At 45.9% G+C, this 20,016-nt stretch carries 13 protein-coding genes; 6 read left to right on the top strand and 7 right to left on the bottom strand.

Annotation, left to right across the window (positions count from 1 at the left end):
- Positions 1-399 precede the first annotated feature (399 nt).
- Positions 400-1,302 carry a PEP-CTERM sorting domain-containing protein gene (locus tag QUB13_RS12165; RefSeq protein WP_333380953.1) on the top strand — a complete coding sequence of 301 codons (903 nt, stop codon included), beginning with the start codon at positions 400-402 and terminating at the stop codon, positions 1,300-1,302.
- A 94-nt stretch (positions 1,303-1,396) separates the two neighbouring features.
- Here the strand turns inward: QUB13_RS12165 and QUB13_RS12160 are convergent, their stop codons facing one another.
- Positions 1,397-4,051: a C39 family peptidase gene (locus tag QUB13_RS12160; RefSeq protein ID WP_333380951.1), complete on the bottom strand. Its 2,655-nt coding sequence runs from the start codon at positions 4,049-4,051 to the stop codon at positions 1,397-1,399.
- A 297-nt stretch (positions 4,052-4,348) separates the two neighbouring features.
- A complete protein-coding gene (locus QUB13_RS12155) occupies positions 4,349-4,789 on the bottom strand; it encodes a peroxiredoxin (protein WP_333113323.1) in 441 nt (146 codons plus the stop codon).
- 312 nt (positions 4,790-5,101) lie between these two features.
- Between QUB13_RS12155 and QUB13_RS12150 the strand changes: the two genes are divergently transcribed.
- The gene (locus QUB13_RS12150; RefSeq protein WP_333380949.1) at positions 5,102-5,413 is read left to right on the top strand and encodes a DUF433 domain-containing protein; all 312 of its coding nucleotides are present in this window, start codon (positions 5,102-5,104) and stop codon (positions 5,411-5,413) included.
- Positions 5,414-5,429: 16 nt separating this feature from the next.
- Here QUB13_RS12150 and QUB13_RS12145 read toward each other — a convergent pair whose 3' ends face one another.
- Complete coding sequence (locus QUB13_RS12145) at positions 5,430-8,165, bottom strand: class I SAM-dependent DNA methyltransferase (RefSeq protein WP_333380947.1); 2,736 nt, start codon at positions 8,163-8,165, stop codon at positions 5,430-5,432.
- 152 nt (positions 8,166-8,317) lie between these two features.
- Between QUB13_RS12145 and QUB13_RS12140 the strand changes: the two genes are divergently transcribed.
- The 4 genes from QUB13_RS12140 (at position 8,318) to QUB13_RS12125 (ending at position 15,019) form a co-directional block, all read left to right on the top strand.
- A complete protein-coding gene (locus tag QUB13_RS12140) occupies positions 8,318-8,728 on the top strand; it encodes an Npun_F0494 family protein (protein WP_333380944.1) in 411 nt (136 codons plus the stop codon).
- A gap of 184 nt (positions 8,729-8,912) precedes the next feature.
- Positions 8,913-9,476, top strand: a complete 564-nt coding sequence (locus QUB13_RS12135; protein ID WP_333380942.1) for a Uma2 family endonuclease — start codon at positions 8,913-8,915, stop codon at positions 9,474-9,476.
- A 360-nt stretch (positions 9,477-9,836) separates the two neighbouring features.
- Positions 9,837-13,409 (top strand): isoleucine--tRNA ligase, encoded by a 3,573-nt coding sequence (gene ileS, locus QUB13_RS12130; RefSeq protein ID WP_333380940.1) that lies wholly within the window; start codon positions 9,837-9,839, stop codon positions 13,407-13,409.
- Positions 13,410-13,957: 548 nt separating this feature from the next.
- Positions 13,958-15,019 (top strand): NAD-dependent epimerase, encoded by a 1,062-nt coding sequence (locus QUB13_RS12125; protein WP_333380938.1) that lies wholly within the window; start codon positions 13,958-13,960, stop codon positions 15,017-15,019.
- 827 nt (positions 15,020-15,846) lie between these two features.
- Here QUB13_RS12125 and QUB13_RS12120 read toward each other — a convergent pair.
- The 4 genes from QUB13_RS12120 to QUB13_RS12105 all read right to left on the bottom strand — a co-directional run.
- Positions 15,847-16,359 carry a dihydrofolate reductase family protein gene (locus QUB13_RS12120; protein ID WP_333380936.1) on the bottom strand — a complete coding sequence of 171 codons (513 nt, stop codon included), beginning with the start codon at positions 16,357-16,359 and terminating at the stop codon, positions 15,847-15,849.
- A gap of 60 nt (positions 16,360-16,419) precedes the next feature.
- On the bottom strand, positions 16,420-17,130 hold the full coding sequence (locus QUB13_RS12115; protein ID WP_333380934.1) for a DUF4926 domain-containing protein: 711 nt from the start codon (positions 17,128-17,130) through the stop codon (positions 16,420-16,422).
- A 3-nt stretch (positions 17,131-17,133) separates the two neighbouring features.
- The gene (locus QUB13_RS12110) at positions 17,134-17,469 is read right to left on the bottom strand and encodes a DUF6883 domain-containing protein (protein WP_333347723.1); all 336 of its coding nucleotides are present in this window, start codon (positions 17,467-17,469) and stop codon (positions 17,134-17,136) included.
- Positions 17,456-20,016 (bottom strand): leucine-rich repeat domain-containing protein (locus QUB13_RS12105; protein WP_333380932.1); only part of this gene is annotated, 2,561 nt, incomplete at its 5' end. The genes QUB13_RS12105 and QUB13_RS12110, both read right to left, overlap by 14 nt.

The following is a 20,016-nucleotide window of genomic DNA, read 5'->3' as shown; positions in this document are numbered from 1 at the left end:
GTAGTTGATATTAGGCGATCGCCTACAAAATCGGGAGCAGATCGGTTTTGCAAAAAGCATTTTTTTTATTAAGCGTGCGAGAAGCCCCGATCGCGTATTGTACTCGCTCTTCGGGGACGCTCGAACTATAAATGCAAAACTGAGATGCTCTCACAAAATCTTTACCAAAACTTTAATAAAATTTGCCGGAATCTGTGATTTACTAAAAATTAAAGAGTCCCTACGAGGCGGTAGCATCTCCGGCTTTGTAAAAATATTTTTTTGTGCGAGTGCGATCGATAAAATCTCCCACGCATTAAAACAAAAGCGATCGATAGGATCTCCCACGCATTCAAGCAAAACACAGATGCTACCGAGCGATCGACTTGATTTTTTATCACTCATTCCCCGGAGAATTTTATGAATTATACTAATAAAAACAGTATTTACAGCACTTGCTCAGTGGCTGTTTTCTGTGCAATTATCGCGATACAGCCACAAAAAGCTACAGCAGCAACGCTATCTAACGGTTGGAATTATGCGATCGATTCCTTCAGCGACGGCGTGACAGGGCCGCAAATCGGCGGCGGCGAATTTGAATTTTACGGTATCGCTGTCAAAGAAACATCAGATACAGCTTTCATCGCCATTAACTCCAATCTAAGTTTAGCGGGATATGCAGACAGCGCCGCTCAAAGAGGCAACATCAACTACGGCGATTTGTTCTTCAATTTTTCCGGTCAAAACTTCAACACAGCTAACGCAAACGGCAGCTTATTTGGTATCCGCTTTGCCGAGGGAAACGACTCAGGCGTTGCGACAACAGGCGTTTACAGCAATGTCAGCGCTAAAAACGTCACCCAAACGAACTCCGGCTTTAGCAATTTAAATCAATTCAACACCGTAGTTGCATCTCAAGGCGGTACCCCATCAATGGGCGATTTAGCTGCCACAGACCCCTATTTTGAACAAACAGGAAACTGGACAGTTCTCAACTCAATTGCTACAGGTACAAAAGTAGGAGAAATTAACTTTTTAACTCCCGCCACTTTGACTGCCCTCGGTCTGAATTTTGGTCAATTTAATGCAGTAGGTTCTCAAACAATCGGATTCAGTTTCAACAAATCCTCAATGCCTTCGGGGAGCTATATTGCTAATTTTTTGGCCGAGTGCGCTAATGATGCGATCGCCATTAAAAGCTCCTTTGAAGCAAGCTCTCCTGAAGCCGTACCCGAACCTTCTACTTGGTTCGCTACTTTACTAGGATTGAGCTTTTTAGGTATGGGTGCGGCGAAACGCAAAATTAAGGGCAAGATTGCCTAAGTTATGGGTGCGCTGCGGCGCACCTTACGCATCACTAACTCGACTTCCAAATAGGTGTAGGGTGCGCGGCGGCGCACCTTACGACTTGCTGTAATTATCGAGCAATAAAATGCGCCCAAACATTCCCATCAGGCCCCGCAACTTGATTGACGTAACTGTAGGGATACATCAACTTTCTTCCCTCAGTATTGCTGTAGCCCGTGAGTGCATCTCCCCAAGGATCTTGCACGATATAACCCTGGGAATTGTAGCCAATTAAAGTGATAATGTGACCGGCCGCCGTAAAATCTCCCGCTAAAACTACCGGCCGCCGATTCAACAATTGGGATCGCACATCCACCCATGTACGAGTCGTACTAAAACTCGTCTTAAACCCGTAAGCCTGAATCAGCGCCGTCAGCACGTTGTGATCCGTTTGAGAACCCTGGCCGGCATAGTCAAAACACCACTGCAACAACTCATCCTCCAACTGTCCTCCCCACTTAGAGCGAACGCCGTAGTAATAAAATACCATTGCGATCGCAGTTACATTGCAAGTAGACCAGTCAAAGCGCGGATTGTCCCGCTGCGAAAAATACGGCACGTTCAATTCCACATTGTTCGGAACTGGATCGAAAATTTTATCTCCCCGTTTGAACTGAACAAAGCTCGGAAAAACATAACCTGTATTGCCAAAATTCGGCAGTTCTTCAGTCAGGGAAACTTTTAGGTGACTGCCTTCCAAACCGTAGCTTTCCACGCCGTAAACTCTACCTAAAGGCAGTGTAGTTCTTTCAGTAGCACTTAGTTGGCTAGCATCTAACGGGCGTTTTTTCAATACCGTTGGTTGCAGCATTGTCATTGTCAAAGCATCGGGGTCAAAGGGAACTTCTTTGCCGTTTTTCTTGATTTTAACGGACTGCCAATAAATAAATCCGACATTCCCGAAACCGGGAATAGATTCGGCGAGAGTTACTCGGAAATGACCCAAAACGCACGCATAGCCAGTGATGGTGTAGGTGCTACCTAAAATTACAGGGGCAACTCGATCGGCCGGCAGTTTTGATGAATCTACTGGTTGGCTTTTAATCACAGTTGTTTGAGTTACCAACACTTCAGCGCCTCCGCTGTTGTTGGGTACGTCGGCGAGGTCAAACTTCAAGGTTTTTGTACCTTTGGCTAACTGAACGTCTGGTTCGTAAAAATAGCCAAAACTGCCGATCGGCGAAATTGCCGAATCCAGCACCACCTTGAGATGCCCGTCAACAAATCCGTACTTGCTCAACGTAAAAATCTGACCTGCTTTGACAAAAACTTTTTGCTGATTTTCTAGTCGCGAAGAATCAACCGGAGCTACTTTAAAGAAAGTAGCAGAAACTATCTTTAAGGTCAAACCTTTTCCGACAGTCAGGGGATCGGAACTAACTGTAATGTAAATTACTTGGCTGGCGGTAACATTGCGTTTGCTGTCAGTTGCGCGCAACCTCAGCCAACGAGCTCCTGCTACGCTAAATCCTTTAGGCATATTCACTTGCCAAGTGCCGGCTTTTTGGTTTAGCGTAACGGTTAGCGGAAATTTATCTTCAGCTATTACATCAACTTTTACCGCTTCCTGCTTGTCAAAAGTACCCTGCAGGACGATCGCCTGATTTACCAAAACTTCTGTCGGGCCTTGATAAGTTAAATTAGGGGCAGGATTGAAAGATTTACCACCGCGACTGAATTGCACGAAATCGGGAAAAATAAAACCCGTATTGCCAAAGGAAGGCAAATTTTCAGTCAGCGAGACTTTGACATCACCTTGTTCTATAGAGAATCCTGCAACTCCGTAAATCATGCCCGCCGGCAAATTAATTTTTTCTTGCGGTTGCAGGCTTGCTGGATTGATCGGCCGCTTTTTAAGCACAGCAGTTTTGATAACAGTCATCGTCACAGCATTTCTATCACACTGAATTCCTATCCCGTTTTGCAAAATTTGGACGTGTTGCGAGTACAAAAATCCTGACTTGACAAAGTTGGGAATCTGGTTATTTAGGGTGACACGAAAATGATTGTCTACGCAAGCATAGCCGAGAATATTGAAAGTTTCTCCCTGGTAAAATCTGACTTTCTGATTTTCTGCTAAAGTAGCAGAATCTGCGGGATTGCGCTTTAACCAGGTTTTTTTGTTTACCCACAGCAACATCATTCCAGGCGGCGGGGTGGGTAATTCGGCGCGATCGAATATCATGATTTTTGCGCCGTTTGTGATGATTGCGTGCTTTTCGTAAAAAAAGCCGGACTTCCCCACCGGATTGATGGGATTCCTTAGTTGAACATTTAGGTGTCCGTCTTCTAACTCGTAGTCGGTAATTTGATAAGTTGTTCCGGCTGGTACGTCCGCTTTTTGTCGATCGTTGAGACTGCTACTAGGCAATGTTCCGGCTTTGAATCTGGTAAATTGGAGAATAATTAACGTAAAAGAGCGATCGGGTAAGTTAGAAGCAGGATTAACTTTGATGTTAATTTTTTGTTCGCCGATAACTTTACCAGCCTTATTACTTGCCTTCACCTGCACACTGCGAGTTCCAGTGCTATCGAATCCTTTCTCTAAACTGATGTTCCAGATGCCCGTAGATAAATTCATCTCAGCATTCAGGGCATTTGAGCCTTCTGTTGCTGAAATCGCCGCCACTTGATTTTTGTCAAAACTGCCCACTAAGACGGCGCCTAGATTTGCCTCAACTTCTTGTGGGCCTAAGTAACTCAAAATACTGTCGTTGCTTGTCATTCTCTATCTGCCTACCTACTTAATTATTCAGCTACAGCAAGGATAACTTCTGATTTTATGAAACACAATGACTCAATCTAGGACAAAACCGCCCCTCGACTGAATCTAGGGGCGGTGAAAGCCTTTTAAAGCATGAATTTTGAATGGTTGACAGGATTTGCACGCAAAATCTAACTGTAGGCTGTGCACCGCGCACCTGACGACAATCTAGGCTGCTCGATCGCATTTGTCGTGCAAGTTTTGGGGGAACAAATATAGTTAGAGTAGGTTGTTAACCCCCGTACCCGTGACCCCTCACTAAACTATGGTGACAAGAATATCTTGAGCGTGAGAGTCAACTTTCAGATTGTCTCCTTCATAAACCTGAATAATTTTGCCGGTGCCATCGATAACAAAGGTGACGCGCTTGGCATAATCGCCTTTCTCGACATCGTAAGCTTTGGTAATTGCGCCATCAACATCTGCTAATAGTTGAAAAGGCAAACCGTACTTTTCTGTGAATTTTTGGTGCGATTCTTCGTTGTCGCGGCTGACACCGAGAACTACTATATCTTTGCCTTTGTATTCTTCATGGGCTGCTTTGAAGCTTTGGGCTTGTCTGGTGCAGCCGGGGGTGTCATCTTTGGGGTAGAAATACAAGATTACGGTTTTACCGGTGAAGTCGGAGAGGGAGACTGTTTTGCCGTTTGTGTCTTTGGCGCTGAATTGAGGAGCCGCGCACCCTACTGGTAATGTCATAGTTGTGTTTCTCTTGGAATTTATAAATGTATTTTAATTCATTTTGGGCGGGTTTTAAATTCTGGGGGCGGGCTAGGAGCAACGCCCCACAATAAAATTTACTGTTTGTGGAACAGGCATCTTGCCTGTTCATCATATTTATTTAAACTTCAGCCGCTTGTTTTTCCGATTCTAGCTCCTTGGTTGGTTGTTTCAACATTTGGAGTAGTCGTCTTTGCAACTCAAAAAAGCGATCGCCTAAAATTGCTTTTACAGCCAAACTCGTCTAGCCTGTTCTAAAATATAAGACATATCTTATATTAATTCCTTACCATGTCGATCGCCGTCATTAAAGAACATATCGAAATTACTCCCGGAATATGTGGGGGAAAACCCCGGATCGCCGGACATCGCATCCGAGTTCAGGATATAGTTGTTTGGCACGAACAAATGGGAATGTCACCAGACGAAATTCTGTATCACTCTCCAAGTATTACTTTATCTGATATCTATGCAGCTTTAGCCTATTATCACGATCGTCGAGATGAAATTCGCTCTGCAATCGCAGCCGATGCAGAATTTGCCAGCCAATTGAAAGCTCAAACCCCATCGCTATTGCAAGAAAAATTAAAAAATCGTCTGTAATTAATTGACTGGGATTTTATACAACAGGCCGCAAACAGGGAGCGACAACCGGTAATCCCTCAGTTTCTCGCTGTGCAACTTCAAAATTTAATTCTAATAGAAAGTTTAAGGGGTCTTGGTTGGTTTTGATACCGTAGGCTTTGCAAACGAGTTGGTCTAATTGGGCGTGGAGTTTGGCGAGTTGGCTGGCAGGTTCATTAAAAAACTCGTTGTATAATTGGGTAATACCACACTGTTTGCGCTCCATATACTCGGTGCGGTAGTCATGGAGAACCTGCATGGCTGCTCGAATTTCAGTTTTGGTTTTTTCGTGGCAATTTTGGGGAAAGGGAAAGGTTTCAAAACAGGTGTTGTGAGTGTAACGTGTATCGGCTTTAAGGGTTGAGCTTTGTGCTTTGACCCACTGACGATGCAGATTTGAAGTTAGGATGCCAAGAACATAGAAGTCATCTGAAGCCACAGGATGGCAGCTATTTCCATGCAAGTAATTACAATCAGAAATTAAAAATATCGACCACTTTGAAGTTTCTGGGACGGCGAAACAAAAGGGTAAAGTTGCTAGAGCTTTTCGCATTGCTTCATTCGTGCGCTTGAATCGCCACCATTTTTCCCGCATGACGGCTTCTCGATTAGATTCTCGTTGAGGCTTGACGTACTTTTTAACATGAGCGAACGGTAGCTGGTAATCACTAACCTCTTCTAAACTGCGATTTTCAAAATCAATAATCCAACGCTCTGGCTTTCCCTGGGGGTTCTTTGCCAGATTCGCACCCGTTGAAAAGAGCTTGAGAACATCTTGATTTTTAGGATCGGCTTTAATCCATTGCTTTACCTCTCTTTCAGTTACAATAAAACCCTTATCATTAGGTTGCACTCCTACGAAACATTGATTTAAGTTGGCCTTGATCTTTACAGATTGAGAAGCATCGACTTCTGCCTTGAGAGAAGAATTGATATGAGAAACAACTTTATAATCAATACGGCAGGTTAATTCTTTACTCTCAGAGGTCTTGAGCCAATTGACAATACTAATGTGTACTTTCGCTTCACCAGACCAAGGCTGAGTAGAAATTGCATCATAAATATAACCACCATTTTGAATGATGTAGTCTAAAGTAGCTTGACGAGTTTGACCTTGAGAGATGGTGTTTGTGGCGACTAAACCAGCCCGGAAATCTTCCCTTAAGTGATTATGAGCAAGGCGAAACCAGTAGGAACAAATATCTACTTTACCTTTTACATCAGGAAATTTAGCAAAAATACGATCGACATAATCATCACCAAGGGTTAGTCGCAGACGATTACCACCCAAAAAGGGAGGATTTCCAATAATTACATTAACTTGTTCCCACTCGCAAAACAGAGCATCATCACAGCGGATATTGCGATCGAGATTATCCAAAGGTAACGCCCGATCGAGTTCCAGTGGCAGGTTCATTTGTACGATATTAAGCAACTGGTTTTCTTCATCTAAAGCTAACTTTTTGGCAAGCATCAGCGTCACTTTTGCCAATTCCACGGCAAACGGTTTGATGTCAATCCCGTAAAACTGGCTTGTCTTCACCAGGGACATCGTACCTATCGCATTAGCAGCACGAGAGAAATTATCATGGATTTTGGTTAGCAATTGTGCCTCTAACCGCTTCAGTTCCCGATAAGCAACATAGAGAAAATTACCGCTGCCGCAAGCTGGATCGAGAACTTTGAAATCAAGTAATTCTTGTCGCAGTGCTAACAAATCTTTCAGCGTCTTTGCCGCTTCAATCCGTTCTCGCCACGGGCGGATAATCGTAGGCAAAACCACTTTTTGAATGTCTGCCTCGCTGGTATAGTGCGCTCCCAACGCATGACGTTCCTCTTTGCCCATACTGGACTCAAACAACGCACCAAAAATCGCAGGTTCTACCTTTGACCACCGTTCCTTTGCTGCCTCCAATAGCAGATCGATTTCGCTGCGAGTCAGGGCGATGGGTTCCACAACTGAGAATATACCGCCATTAAAATAGGATACATCCCGATAGCGGCTGTCTTTAGGTGCGGGGCGATCGCTCCCCATTTGCCGAAATAATCCCCCAATCAAATCGTAGGAACTAACTCGATTCATCTGGCAATCACCTAAAAATTCGGTGAATAAACCGCGCGGCAACAAATCGATATCTTCAGCAAATAATGCTACTACACACTGAAGGATAAACCTTTGAGCGGTTTCTACTTTTTCGCCGCGCTCTACTAAGCGATTAAAAACTAGAGCAACTTTGTCAGCCGCTGTTCGCGTTACATCAATTTGGTTGTTATTGAATAAAGGCTGGCGATTTTCGGGGAAAAGAAAGTTTAAGGCAGTGAAGCGATGGGGTAACTCTTCCAGATTTACTCGGTCTACAGGTTCCCGCAGTTGCAGATCGAAGTCATAAATCCAAAATTCATCAAAGTTGCAAAGAACTACATATTTAGGACGTTGTGGCACTAGCTCCAGCCAATATTCAAAGGCTTGTTGATAGTGTTTTTCCAGTTTTTCGCCCCGTTTTTTCATTTCCAGCAACAACCGGGTTCGCCACAGCAAATCGGCGAATTTCGTAGTTTTGCCTTTCGCCTTTACTCGAAATTCTAGTTCGGCTCCCGCTTCCTTGTAGCCTGGATGACCGAAGGCTTGAAACAGGCGATCGCAAAATACCTGAGCCTCGCCTTTTTCGTCTCCCTTCAAAGTACGGGTGTAATCAACAAACTTCTTGATATTATTCAGTGTATCGGTCATAATAAGTAAACTAAATAAATTGTGTAATTCTTGTAGGGGCAAACCCCCCGTGGTTGCCCCGATCGGTCGGGGGTAGGCACGGGGGCACTACCCCTACGAATCTCTAAATCTGTAACAATTAAAAATATAGTACCTATTCAAAAATTCTCTCAATGACTTTTATCCCATCCGAAGCGTTTAAATCTATTAGTTATCCCGATCGCACTGTCAAAAGAGCCGATCGCGCCGTCCGCTGTTCCCCTTTTCAATTACACTTCTTCCAGACCATCCGCGATAACAGTGTTTTCCTAAGTGCGATCGCCTCAAACGCGGGTGTCGAAAGCGGTTACACCCGATCGCCCGTATCCGAACTCGCAGCCGAAAACTCCCTGCTGTGGCTGATTCAAGTCGGCGTACTGCGGCGGGAAGTAGACGGACAAGGGATTACCGACAGTTTTCGCCTCACGCCCCTGGGCCGCCAACTCGTGGAAAAATGGGAACAGGAAGGAGATAAAGTGCCGGATGCTTCATTGTGCGATCGTCTGGGAAATGCTTTTAGCCGCGGGTTGGGACTGTTTCTTTAAGCGTTTATTGCTTGTCCCAGTCCGACAGTCCGACAGGGAATGATATCAATTCCGGTTGCACTCTTGGAGATGATAGGGGAGACGGCAGTGCCCTGTCCCTACCCAAAATAATATTGTAGGGACACGGCATTGCCGTCTCCTCATTTAGGCTTAAATCAAATTAAACTTAAATCGAATAAAAATAATGGTTCAAACCGCTTCTAAACCTTTGACTCTAGACGAATTTCTCCAACTCGCGGAAACCAAACCCGCCAGCGAATTCATCGACGGTCAAATTATCCAGAAACCTATGCCCCAGGGAAAACACAGCACGATTCAAAGCGATTTGGGTGGTGACATCAACCGGGTACTAAAACCCCAACGCATCGCCCGCGCCTATCCAGAATTGCGCTGCACCTTTGGCGGTCGATCGACTGTTCCCGATGTTACAGTGTTCACTTGGGAACGGATTCCCCGCGACGAGAACGGCGAAGTCGCCAACACCTTCGCCATCGCCCCAGACTGGACAATCGAAATTATTTCCCCAGACCAAAGCCAAACCAAAGTTGTCCGCAACATTCTCCACAGTCTCGCCCACGGAACTCAGATGGGCTGGTTGATTGACCCGGAAGAAGAACTGGTATTTGTCTATTTTGCCGATCGCACCATAGCATTTTTTGAAGAACCGGGCGATCGCCTCCCCGTTCCACCCTTCGCTGAATCCTTGAATCTGACTGTTGGTGAAATGTTCGGTTGGCTGAGTCAGTAGCGCCACCTCGATTTATGAATGATTTTTTAACCGCAGAGGCCGCAGAGGGCGCGGAGAGAAGAGAGGGTTCTCTACGGATTTGGTTCGATCTAATGTGCGGTCGATCGCCTATACTGGAATATCTGGTTGTCAGCTCTTCAAGGACGAGAGAGGACTAAATTCCTTGCTAAAAATTAATTATGATTATTTCACCGGACTTGATAAGTAAGTCCACCTAACTAAAAATAAGATATTGATGGCTGAAAAAAATGCTGTACAAGCATTCTTTCTTCCTTCTTCCTTCTTCCTTCTTCCTTCTTCCTTCTTCCTTCTTCCTTCTTCCTTCTTCTAACAACTAACTAGATAAAACGTTTCTCAAAAATGGAAGCTAAATCCTACAAAGACACCGTAAATCTGCCCAAAACCAAGTTTGATATGCGGGCTAACGCCGCCCGTCGCGAACCGGAATTGCAACAATTTTGGGCAGATCAAGAAATCTACGATCGCCTTTCCCACAATAACCCAGGCGATTTGTTCATCCTCCACGACGGCCCGCCCTACGCCAACGGACAACTTCACATCGGCCACGCCCTCAACAAAATCCTTAAAGATTTTATCAACCGCTACCAAATGCTGCGCGGCAAAAAAGTTCGCTACGTGCCCGGTTGGGATTGTCACGGATTGCCGATCGAACTTAAAGTATTGCAGAACATGAAATCGGACGATCGGCTAAATCTTACCCCGATCGACCTCCGCCACAAAGCCGCCGCCTTCGCGCAGCAAACAATGGAACAGCAGCGCGATTCCTTCCAGCGCTACGGGGTTTGGGGCGACTGGGAACACCCGTATTTAACCATGAAACCCGAATACGAAGCCGCTCAAATCGGCGTTTTCGGTCAAATGGTGCTCAAAGGCTACATCTATCGCGGCTTTAAACCCGTGCACTGGAGTCCGAGTTCGAAAACAGCCCTCGCCGAAGCAGAATTGGAATATCCCGAAGGTCACGTCTCGCGCAGCATCTACGTCGGCTTTCATGTCAGAAACTTGTCAAAATCTTTGCAAGCGAAGCTCAAGCGCTATATGCCGAGCCTCTGGGCCGCGATTTGGACGACTACCCCTTGGACAATTCCGGCAAACTTGGCGATCGCCGTCAATCCCGAACTGATGTATGCAGTGGTGGAACCGCCGGCAAATTCCCACATCGCACAACAATTTATGTTAGTCGCTGTCGATGCGGTCGATCGGCTTTCGGCAACTTTCAATACTGAATTAAAAATCCTGGCTACCTTCCCAGGTAAAGAATTAGAAGGCTGCACCTACAAACACCCGTTGTTCGATCGCGAAAGCCCGATCGTGGCCGGCGGCGACTACATTACCGCTGACTCAGGAACCGGATTGGTGCACACCGCACCAGGCCACGGACAAGAAGACTTTATCGTCGGAAAACGCTGCGGTTTGCCAGTTTTAACGCCCGTAGACGAAAACGGAAATTTCACCGCAGAAGCCGGAGAGTTTGCAGGTTTAAATGTCCTCGGAAACGGCAATAGCGCGGTAATTGAGGCATTGGAAAAGGCAAATTGTTTGATTAAAGAGGAAGCTTATCCTCACTCCTATCCTTACGATTGGCGCACTAAAAAGCCGACGATTTTTCGGGCGACGGAACAGTGGTTTGCGTCCGTTGAAGGGTTCCGAGATGAAGCGTTAAAAGCCATTTCTAATGTGAATTGGATTCCCGCCCAAGGCGAAAATAGAATTACTGCAATGGTGGGCGATCGAGCAGATTGGTGCATTTCTCGCCAGCGGACTTGGGGCGTTCCCATTCCGGTATTCTACGACGAAGAAACCAACGAACCGCTGTTAAATGAAGAAACGATCGCCCGCGTACAAGCCATCTTTGCCGAGAAGGGTTCCGATGCTTGGTGGGAATTGCCGATCGCCGAATTACTGCCAGAATCTTACCGCAACAATGGCCGCACTTACCGCAAGGGTACGGACACGATGGATGTGTGGTTTGACTCCGGTTCTTCCTGGGCTGCTGTGGCGCAAGGGCGATCGGAATTAAACTATCCTGCTGATATTTATTTGGAAGGTTCAGACCAACATCGGGGCTGGTTTCAATCCAGCTTGCTAACCAGTGTAGCAACCAACGGCATTGCTCCTTACAAAACAGTTTTGACTCACGGTTTTGTACTGGATGAAAAAGGCCGCAAGATGAGCAAATCTGAAGGCAATGTCGTCGATCCGGCCGTCGTAATTAAGGAATACGGGGCAGATGTTTTGCGGTTGTGGGTGTCTTCGGTAGACTATTCTGCCGATGTGCCGTTGGGCAAAAACATTCTCAAACAGCAATCGGATGTTTACCGCAAAATTCGCAATACAGCTAAGTTTTTGCTGGGGAATTTGCACGACTTCGATCCGGCAAAAGATGCTGTAGCTTACGAGGATTTGCCAGAACTCGATCGCTATATGCTGCACAGAATGGGCGAAGTTTTTGCGGAAGTTCAAGATGCTTTTGAAAACTTCCAATTTTCCCGATTCTTCCAAACAGTGCAGAATTTCTGCACGGTGGATTTGTCTAATTTCTATCTGGATATTGCCAAGGATCGACTTTATATCAGCGCGACAGATGCCCAGCGCCGCCGCAGTTGTCAGACGGTAATTGCGATCGCTGTGGAGAATTTGGCAAGGGCGATCGCACCTGTGTTGTGTCACATGGCTGAGGATATTTGGCAGTACCTTCCCTATCCAACTCCCTACAAGTCAGTATTTGAGGCTGGTTGGGTGCAACTTGACGCTTCGTGGCACAATCCAGAATTGGCTGCGCGCTGGCAATATTTGCGACAAGTACGCGGTGAAGTTAACAAGGTTTTGGAAAAAGCCAGGACTGAAAAGGCGATCGGTTCTTCTTTGGAAGCTAAGGTTTTATTGTACGTTCCCGATGTCGAAAAAAGACAGCAACTACAAGCTTTGAATCCTAGCAGCGAAGAATTGGTGGATTATGTGCGATCGCAAAATTCAGCGATCGAACTAACCGCAGAGGAGAAAGCAAAAGCAGTACAAGATCGACAGGAAGAAAAAGCTGCAAGTGTTGCAAAAAACTTGACAATAAAGACTGTTAGTGTTGAGCAACAAACAGTCGCTAAGCGCGATGCAGATTCTGAAATTGTAGAGTATTCTACCCCAGAAGAATCGGCTTTAGACTTGCAGCAAGTGTTAGATCGCAGCGCCCAGTTTATTGCTGATTTGCCTGAATACGCGGGCAACTTTATCACAGAATACCAAAAAGTTCTGGTAACGCTAGGGCTGTTAGCTTCTGTATTGGTAACGGGTAGAGTAACCCTGGCAGTTTTGGATACGATGAATCAAATTCCTCTCTTGGAAGTCTTCTTTAAAGTCATCGGTATCTTATTTACAATCTGGTTTGCTTTCCGTCACTTGCTGTTTGCAGAAAACCGTCAAGAAATTGGACAAACAATTGATTCTCTGACAGCCGATGTGCTGGGACAAACAACTGCGCTTATGCTTGTAGAAACACAGGCGATCGTACTAGCGCCCGTAGTAGAGACAGCGCTTGTACCAATACAGGCGCAAACATCCGCAGCCCAACAAAGTTTTGCAGAAATACCTGCAATCCCGAAAGCAGAATTAAGTGCGGCACCCAAAGCAAAAACTCCTGCTGAAGTAGCTGTACACCATCATTCTGCAAGTGGTAGCAACGGTGTAGACGAATTGCGCTATTTGTTCATCACCTCAGAAGTTGAACTGATCGAATCGAATGCAGCAATGCCAGAATTGCCGTACAGTTACCAATCTCCAGAGTTGGCGATTGGTGTAGTCAAAGCAGACGGCCAAAAGTGCGATCGCTGCTGGAACTACTCAACCCACGTCGGAGAGTCGATCGAACATCCGGCAATTTGCGAACGCTGCGTCTCAGCAGTAGACGGCAAATTTTAACGCAGGATGTGTAATAAATAGTTTGTCATTGCCAGTGAAACGAAGCAATCGCTTAATTTCCGCCATTGCTTCGCTTCATCTCTCTCCTCTCTTCTCTTCCTCTGCGTGCTCTGCGTTCTCTGCGGTTAAATCATTCCGATTATCCAAATTAAAAAAGCAATGGTTGACGCAGAATGTTTTTAGACAGAGGTGTAAATCCCCATCTTAAAAACGTCGCGCGACCTATGCCAACTGTTTAAGGTATGTGTATGGTGCGGATCTGTGAGATTTCCCAGCTTTCTGGGCAGATTGTCGGTGATATCGTTTCCGGTTGAATCGGAATGATTTAACCTTACTAGAACACAGAGAACACAGAGAACACAGAGAGAAATGAATACAGGACGATGAAGAGAGGAATTGATATGAATCCGCACCCTACGGGGATTTTCTAGCTTTCCCAGCAGATGTTGAATAGTGACATACTTGCGATATGTTGTATGGTAAGTCGCACGAGTCATTTCCCTCTCAGTACGCTTTGTGACCGATTTTCCTACTTACCGAATGTTTTTATGAAAATTTTAGTAACTGGTGCAGCAGGCTTTATCGGCTATCATTTAGCCCAAAGATTGCTATCCCAAGGGCAACAAGTTTACGGCATCGATAACTTAAATGACTATTACGATGTCAACCTCAAAAAAGCGCGTTTAGCTCAACTCCAGACGCATTCGCAATTTACTTTTCAATATTTAGATTTGAGCGATCGCCCTAGCATATCCCAACTTTTCCAAGACCAAAAATTTGACCGTGTTGTTCACCTCGCCGGTCAACCGGGCGTTCGCTACTCGCTGGAAAATCCTCACGCCTACGCAGACAGCAACCTGACAGGATTTATCAACATTTTAGAAGGCTGTCGCCACAGCAAAATCGAGCATTTAGTTTTTGCTTCTTCCAGTTCTGTTTACGGTGCTAATACTAAAGTTCCCTTTGCAGTTAGCGATAACGTCGATCATCCGATTTCCCTTTACGCCGCCACCAAAAAAGCTAACGAACTGATGGCTCATTCCTACAGCCATTTGTACGGTTTGCCGATTACGGGATTGCGCTTTTTTACAGTATACGGCCCTTGGGGAAGACCGGATATGGCTTATTTCAAATTCGTCAAGGCGATCGCCGAAAACAAGCCCATCGACGTTTACAACTTCGGCAAAATGCAGCGCGATTTCACTTACATTGACGATGTAATTGAAGGAGTTGTGCGAGTCATGGCAAAACCGCCTCAATCGATCGCCCAAAATTCTGCCACCACGGCTCCCTACAAGATTTATAATATTGGCAATCATTCCCCTGTGGAATTGTTGACTTTTATCGAAGTCATTGAAAAAGCAACGGGGAAAACAGCCGTTAAGAATTTTTTGCCAATGCAGCCCGGTGACGTACTTTCTACCTATGCAGATGTAAGTGATTTGATGCAGGATGTAGGATTTAAGCCCAGTACGCCGATCGCCCAAGGTATCCAAAAGTTTGTAGAATGGTATCGAGACTATTACGGCGCTGCGGGCGAGAACTCTTACAGTCAAGAGGCTGCTGAGATAGAACATCTTCCCAATGGCGATCGTGTGGCCAAAGTTTAAGCGCCAAAAATATTCACTAATGTGCCTAAAAACGCATTAGTGTTCCCGCTATTGGTTCGTAGTGCGGACTGAAGTTTGCACTGCGAACTAATATTATAGATCCATACGGTTTACTTAAGACGATCCCCCCTAACCCCCCTTAAAAAGCAGGGTGGTTTTATTGTGGGGAGAAGAAATCTGAAACGACAGAAAGCACCGCTCAAAGCTCGCGTCTGGGACGCAAGTGTTATATTAATAAAGGTACGTAGTTGGGCTTTAGCCCTCTTTATATATACGTCTAAAGAGGGCTAAAGCCCAATTACGTACCTATTTCTAGGATGACAATTAATCCACCCTGCCTAACCCCCCTTAAAAAGGGGAGTAGGGGGTGGGACAAGAATGCTCTCAAAGTCCCCCTTCTTAAGGGGGATGCGAGGGGGATCTCCGGGGCATAAATATGTTAAGTGAACCCTATTGTATTATAGATACTCCCGATTATAGGAACACGAGATCAATCAATTAGCAAAACTATTTTCGGTCAAAAAAACTGCAGACAATTTCACCAGGGTTGTTTTGTCCAAACGCCAAAACACGGCCATCTTTCTTAACCGTAGTGCGATCGCGGCAATTGTAGACTTCCAGAGGCTGTTTAACTCGATCCACACTCAGAGTTACCCTGTACTCCCAATAATTTTTCGCACTGCGTTTGATATCGACAATGCAAATCTCGTGCCCTTGATAATTTCGGCAAACAGATGCCTCAGCCGGCAGCGCGACCGAGAAAATAGATATTAATAGCAACCAGCAGCAAAAATATTTCATCATCCGCTTAACAACAAAGCACGCCCTCAAGCCGCCACATCATAAGATAGCTGAACCATACCAGAACTATATGTCTGACATCCAGTTAACTGCAAAGTTGTAGTATTTATGGGATTAGTAAATAAAGGAATTCCCTCGCCCAAAATAATCGGGTGCACCGATAGAATCACTTCGTTGACAAAGTTTTGATTCAGGAAATCGCGAATCAGCAGAGCACCTCCCACCAACCAAATATTTTTGCCCTCAAGCAAGCGCAAGTCATTGACAAAACTCTCTAAATCTGTTACCACTTCGACATCTGAAGTGGCTTGAAAATCTAGATTTTTCGTAAAAACATAACTTTTTTTTTCTTGGTAGGGATACTCGCCAAAAGTTAGAACTTGTTCGTAGGTTTTGCGCCCCATTAGGACTGTATCGATGCTATCTAAGAATTTAGTATAACCGTAATTTTGGTCTGTAAACAGCCAGTCAATATCGCCATTCGATCGCGCGATATAACCGTCCAAACTCGATGCAATGAAGAGTACAATTTTTCGCATGGCAATACCGGGATTTTGGCTGTGGGGGCGATCGCCCGAATCACCTTAATTTTAAATGATTTAGTGTCCTGACGGTAGCTGGATTTCGATACCCACTTTCTCGCCTAAATCGATCGCCTTGTGAGCAAAGTCAACAGCACCTGAGATACCAACTCCGATCGCAGTACCCGCCGCTACAAGAGCTGTTAAGCTTTTCTTTAATCGAGTTTTATTCCATTGGTTTTCCGGTTTCTTAATTTCCGCTTCGACATCTTCAATATCAATAATTATCTCATCGCGGATGTCTTCGGGAAACTGATCGGCGGTGTCACGCATTGATGAAATCAGTTTCAGGATTTCTGCCGTATTGGCGTTATTGTTTTGGTTAAATTGGCTATTACTAACTTGGGCGTTGTCGCGGCCGATAACACCGGAAACCTTAGCGTTTTCTAGGTTGTTGGCTTGCGAGTTATCAACTTTATCACCTCCAACTTTATCACCTCCAACTTTATCACCGCCAACATTATCGCCTTGACCGTATTGATGAATAGTATTAGACATGGGGGTATTTTCTGCTGTAGACTTATATTTTAGTTGTAACAGTTGACTGCTGTGTAGTGGCAACATCGCATAAGTTTGCCCGTCGTCGTCGCTGAATTCGACTTCGTAAACTTCTGGAGCTAAAACCTCGACGATCGTACCCACTTGACCTGCGAGTAAATTAGCATCGGGTAAATCTTCTTTGATGGCAACAACATCGAGTAATTCTAACTTGACGATCGCCTTTACCATAATTTACCTCCGAATGTAACAGCTAGTAAGTCGGGGGAACGTTTCTGTAGAACGGACAATCCAAGTGCTGCGAATTGTTGCGGTGTTTCCATTGCGGGTTAGGGGGAAATCGACCAGATAGCGTTGACCGTATTCATCTTGGCTGGAGGAGATGGCATCGTAGATTTGAATCGCTTCTAACAGGATAAATTCCAGTTCTTCGGCATCTTCAGCACTTAACCCTAGGATAGCAAGAAATAACCGAGCTTTGTGTTTTCCCCGATCGTGCTGGATGTTCAAGCTATAGTCCCGAAGTTTGTGAATATCAATAAACGCAGCTTCAGCATTAGGGAGTTTCATCGGAATTGCCCATTATCTTGTCGCCTTGAATTCGATCACCCCCAAAGTTATCGCCGCGCCCGTTTTGATGAGTTGTTTTAGAACTGCGATCGAGATTGTTTTGATGAACGTGAATGTTAATTCCAGGATAACCGTCTTCTGTATAGTCTAAATCTCGATCGCCCTTTTGCTTTCTGCGCCGAAGTTCGATCGACTCATACCCATCCAGCAACTGCCGCAAATCGCGTTTGAGTTTAAGTTTGCCGATCCGAACCTTAGTCTCGCCCATATCCTCCAGCCCTAGCAATTCATCATAATCCAGCGGTTCAGCATCGGGATAACCGGGAACTGGCACCCATTGACTGATTTCCAGATTGGCAAAAGAATTGTGGATTTTGGTAAACGTATCGCGAATCATGCTGAGGAAAGAACGCCGCGTCGATTCCCGCCCGCTAACGGCAATAAAGATTTTCTTATCTTCCGGGTCAGATTTGATCCGGGCGATGTTGTACACCTCAGCGCCTTGCCTGTACTCCAGCATAACCCCCGTGCGCCAGTGGGTGCGGTTGTGGATTTTCTCGTGGGTGAGGACGATGAAGCGCGAGAGGATGCTGTCGGGGAGGATGCGATAGTGATATTGAAATTCCAGGGTTTCGCCTTGGAGTTTGGTGTTTTGCGGTTCCTCTTTGGGCAAGATGCCGGGGATGAGGAAAGTCGGCGGGCAATTGCTGACGGGGAAGCAGAGTTCAAATTCCTCCATCAACCCAGTGAGGCAGTGGTAGCGGTGGCTGGGATATTTATTTGAGTCGAGGATGCGGCTGAGGTCGGCGTAGGTGAGAATGCCTTTAGTTTTGACTTTGAGTGCCTCGTCGCTGAGGAGGGCATAGATGCCTTCTGTCACCCAGTGGGGATTGAGGATGTTGGTGGATTGCAGGATCGGGTGTTCGCGGAAGTTGAGGACAATGCCCAGGTTGTGCAGCAGTCCGATGAGTTGGGTTTGGTCGGTTTCTTCAAAGATGTTTTCTTTGGCGCAGATGGTGGCGTATTCGCTGATGCTGATGATGTCTTTGTCGAGGTTTTCCAGGCGCTGCTTGACTTGGAACCAGCTTAGCGGCAAAAGATCGTAGACTTCTTTGAGTTGGGAGATTTCGGTGTGGATGGCGCTGCGGAGTTCGTCGATTCCGGTTCCGCTTTCGCAGGAGGTTTCGAGAATCGCTTTGATGTTGGGATATTTGTCGCGCAAGGCTTTGCGGTTGAGATCCAGGGGTTGTTCGTCGCACTTGTTGCCGACTAGGATGACGGGGGATGCGTCGCCGAAGCTTTCGATCAGTTTCAGCCAGTATTCGAGGCGGTTTTCGTCTTCGCTGGTGCGGCAGTTGCACACCAGGAGGTAGAGGCTGCGTTTGGTAAGGAAAAATTGGTGGGTGGCGTGGTAGATTTCTTGTCCGCCGAAGTCCCAGACGTTGAGTTTGACGGGTTTGGTGTTGACTGTAATTTTCCAGTCTGTGATGTTGAGTCCGTCGGTTTGGGGTTCGTTGGGGTTGTATTGGTTGTGGGTGAGGCGGTTGATGAGGGAGGTTTTGCCGACGCTTCCTTGTCCGACGAGGAGGACTTTGGCTTCGTTGAGGGGGAGGACTTCGCCACTGCGGAGTTGGCGTAGGTAGTTGAAGATGGCGGCGGGAGTACCGGGGGATTTTCTCTGGTTGGCAGGCCCCAGAACTTCTGGAGAAATGGGCAGGGGATTGCAGCGGAGATCGAGTGTTTTAAGTTTTGGCAGTGTTTCCAAACATTCAGGAATAGTTTCAATCTGATTGTTACTAAGGTCAAGTTCTGTCAGATTCGACAGTTGGGCGATAGCATCTGGGATTTGGGTAATCTGATTGTCACTAAGGCGAAGCTGTGTCAGATTGGACAGTTGGGCGATCGCATCTGGGATTTCTGTAATCTGATTCTCATTGAGTTGAAGCCATGTCAGATTGGACAGTTGGCTGATCGCTTCTGGGATTTGGGTAATCTGATTATTAATGAGTTGAAGCCATGTCAGATTGGATAGTTGGCCGATCGCTTCTGGGATTTGGGTAATCTGATTGTAACTGAGGGAAAGTTCTGTCAGATTCGGCATTTGGGCGATCGCTTCTGGGATTTTGGTAATCTGATTGCGATTGAGGAAAAGCATTGTCAGATTCGACATTTGGCTGATCGCTTCTGGGATTTCGGTAATCTGATTGCCATAGAGTACAAGTTCTGTCAGATTCGGCATTTGGGCGATCGCTTCTGGGATTTCGCTTATCTGACTCTCACTAAGGTCAAGCCGTTTTAGATTGGGCAGTTGGACGAGTGCTTCGCACAGCTTTGCTAACGCATCTGGGATTTTGGTAATCTGAATATTGTTACGGAGGTTAAGCTCTGTCAGATTGGGCAGTTGGACGAGTGCTTCGCACAGCTTTGCTAACGCATCTGGGATTTTGGTAATCTGATTGTCACTAAGGTCAAGCTCTGTCAGATTGGGCAGTTGGACGAGTGCTTCGCACAGCTTTGCTAACGCATCTGGGATTTTGGTAATCTGAT

Origin of the sequence: Microcoleus sp. B4-D4 (assembly GCF_036705185.1) — a bacterium.
Taxonomy (GTDB): Bacteria; Cyanobacteriota; Cyanobacteriia; order Cyanobacteriales; family Microcoleaceae; genus Microcoleus.
The sequence above is the reverse complement of the archived record's forward strand: the minus strand, read 5'-3'. Positions and strand labels throughout refer to the sequence as shown.

Coding starts and splice junctions, on each gene's coding strand:
- QUB13_RS12165 (WP_333380953.1), top strand. CDS start 400: ATGAATTATACTAATAAAAACAGTATTTACAGCACTTGCTCAGTGGCT.
- QUB13_RS12160 (WP_333380951.1), bottom strand. CDS start 4,051: ATGACAAGCAACGACAGTATTTTGAGTTACTTAGGCCCACAAGAAGTT.
- QUB13_RS12155 (WP_333113323.1), bottom strand. CDS start 4,789: ATGACATTACCAGTAGGGTGCGCGGCTCCTCAATTCAGCGCCAAAGAC.
- QUB13_RS12150 (WP_333380949.1), top strand. CDS start 5,102: ATGTCGATCGCCGTCATTAAAGAACATATCGAAATTACTCCCGGAATA.
- QUB13_RS12145 (WP_333380947.1), bottom strand. CDS start 8,165: ATGACCGATACACTGAATAATATCAAGAAGTTTGTTGATTACACCCGT.
- QUB13_RS12140 (WP_333380944.1), top strand. CDS start 8,318: ATGACTTTTATCCCATCCGAAGCGTTTAAATCTATTAGTTATCCCGAT.
- QUB13_RS12135 (WP_333380942.1), top strand. CDS start 8,913: ATGGTTCAAACCGCTTCTAAACCTTTGACTCTAGACGAATTTCTCCAA.
- ileS (WP_333380940.1), top strand. CDS start 9,837: ATGGAAGCTAAATCCTACAAAGACACCGTAAATCTGCCCAAAACCAAG.
- QUB13_RS12125 (WP_333380938.1), top strand. CDS start 13,958: ATGAAAATTTTAGTAACTGGTGCAGCAGGCTTTATCGGCTATCATTTA.
- QUB13_RS12120 (WP_333380936.1), bottom strand. CDS start 16,359: ATGCGAAAAATTGTACTCTTCATTGCATCGAGTTTGGACGGTTATATC.
- QUB13_RS12115 (WP_333380934.1), bottom strand. CDS start 17,130: ATGGTAAAGGCGATCGTCAAGTTAGAATTACTCGATGTTGTTGCCATC.
- QUB13_RS12110 (WP_333347723.1), bottom strand. CDS start 17,469: ATGAAACTCCCTAATGCTGAAGCTGCGTTTATTGATATTCACAAACTT.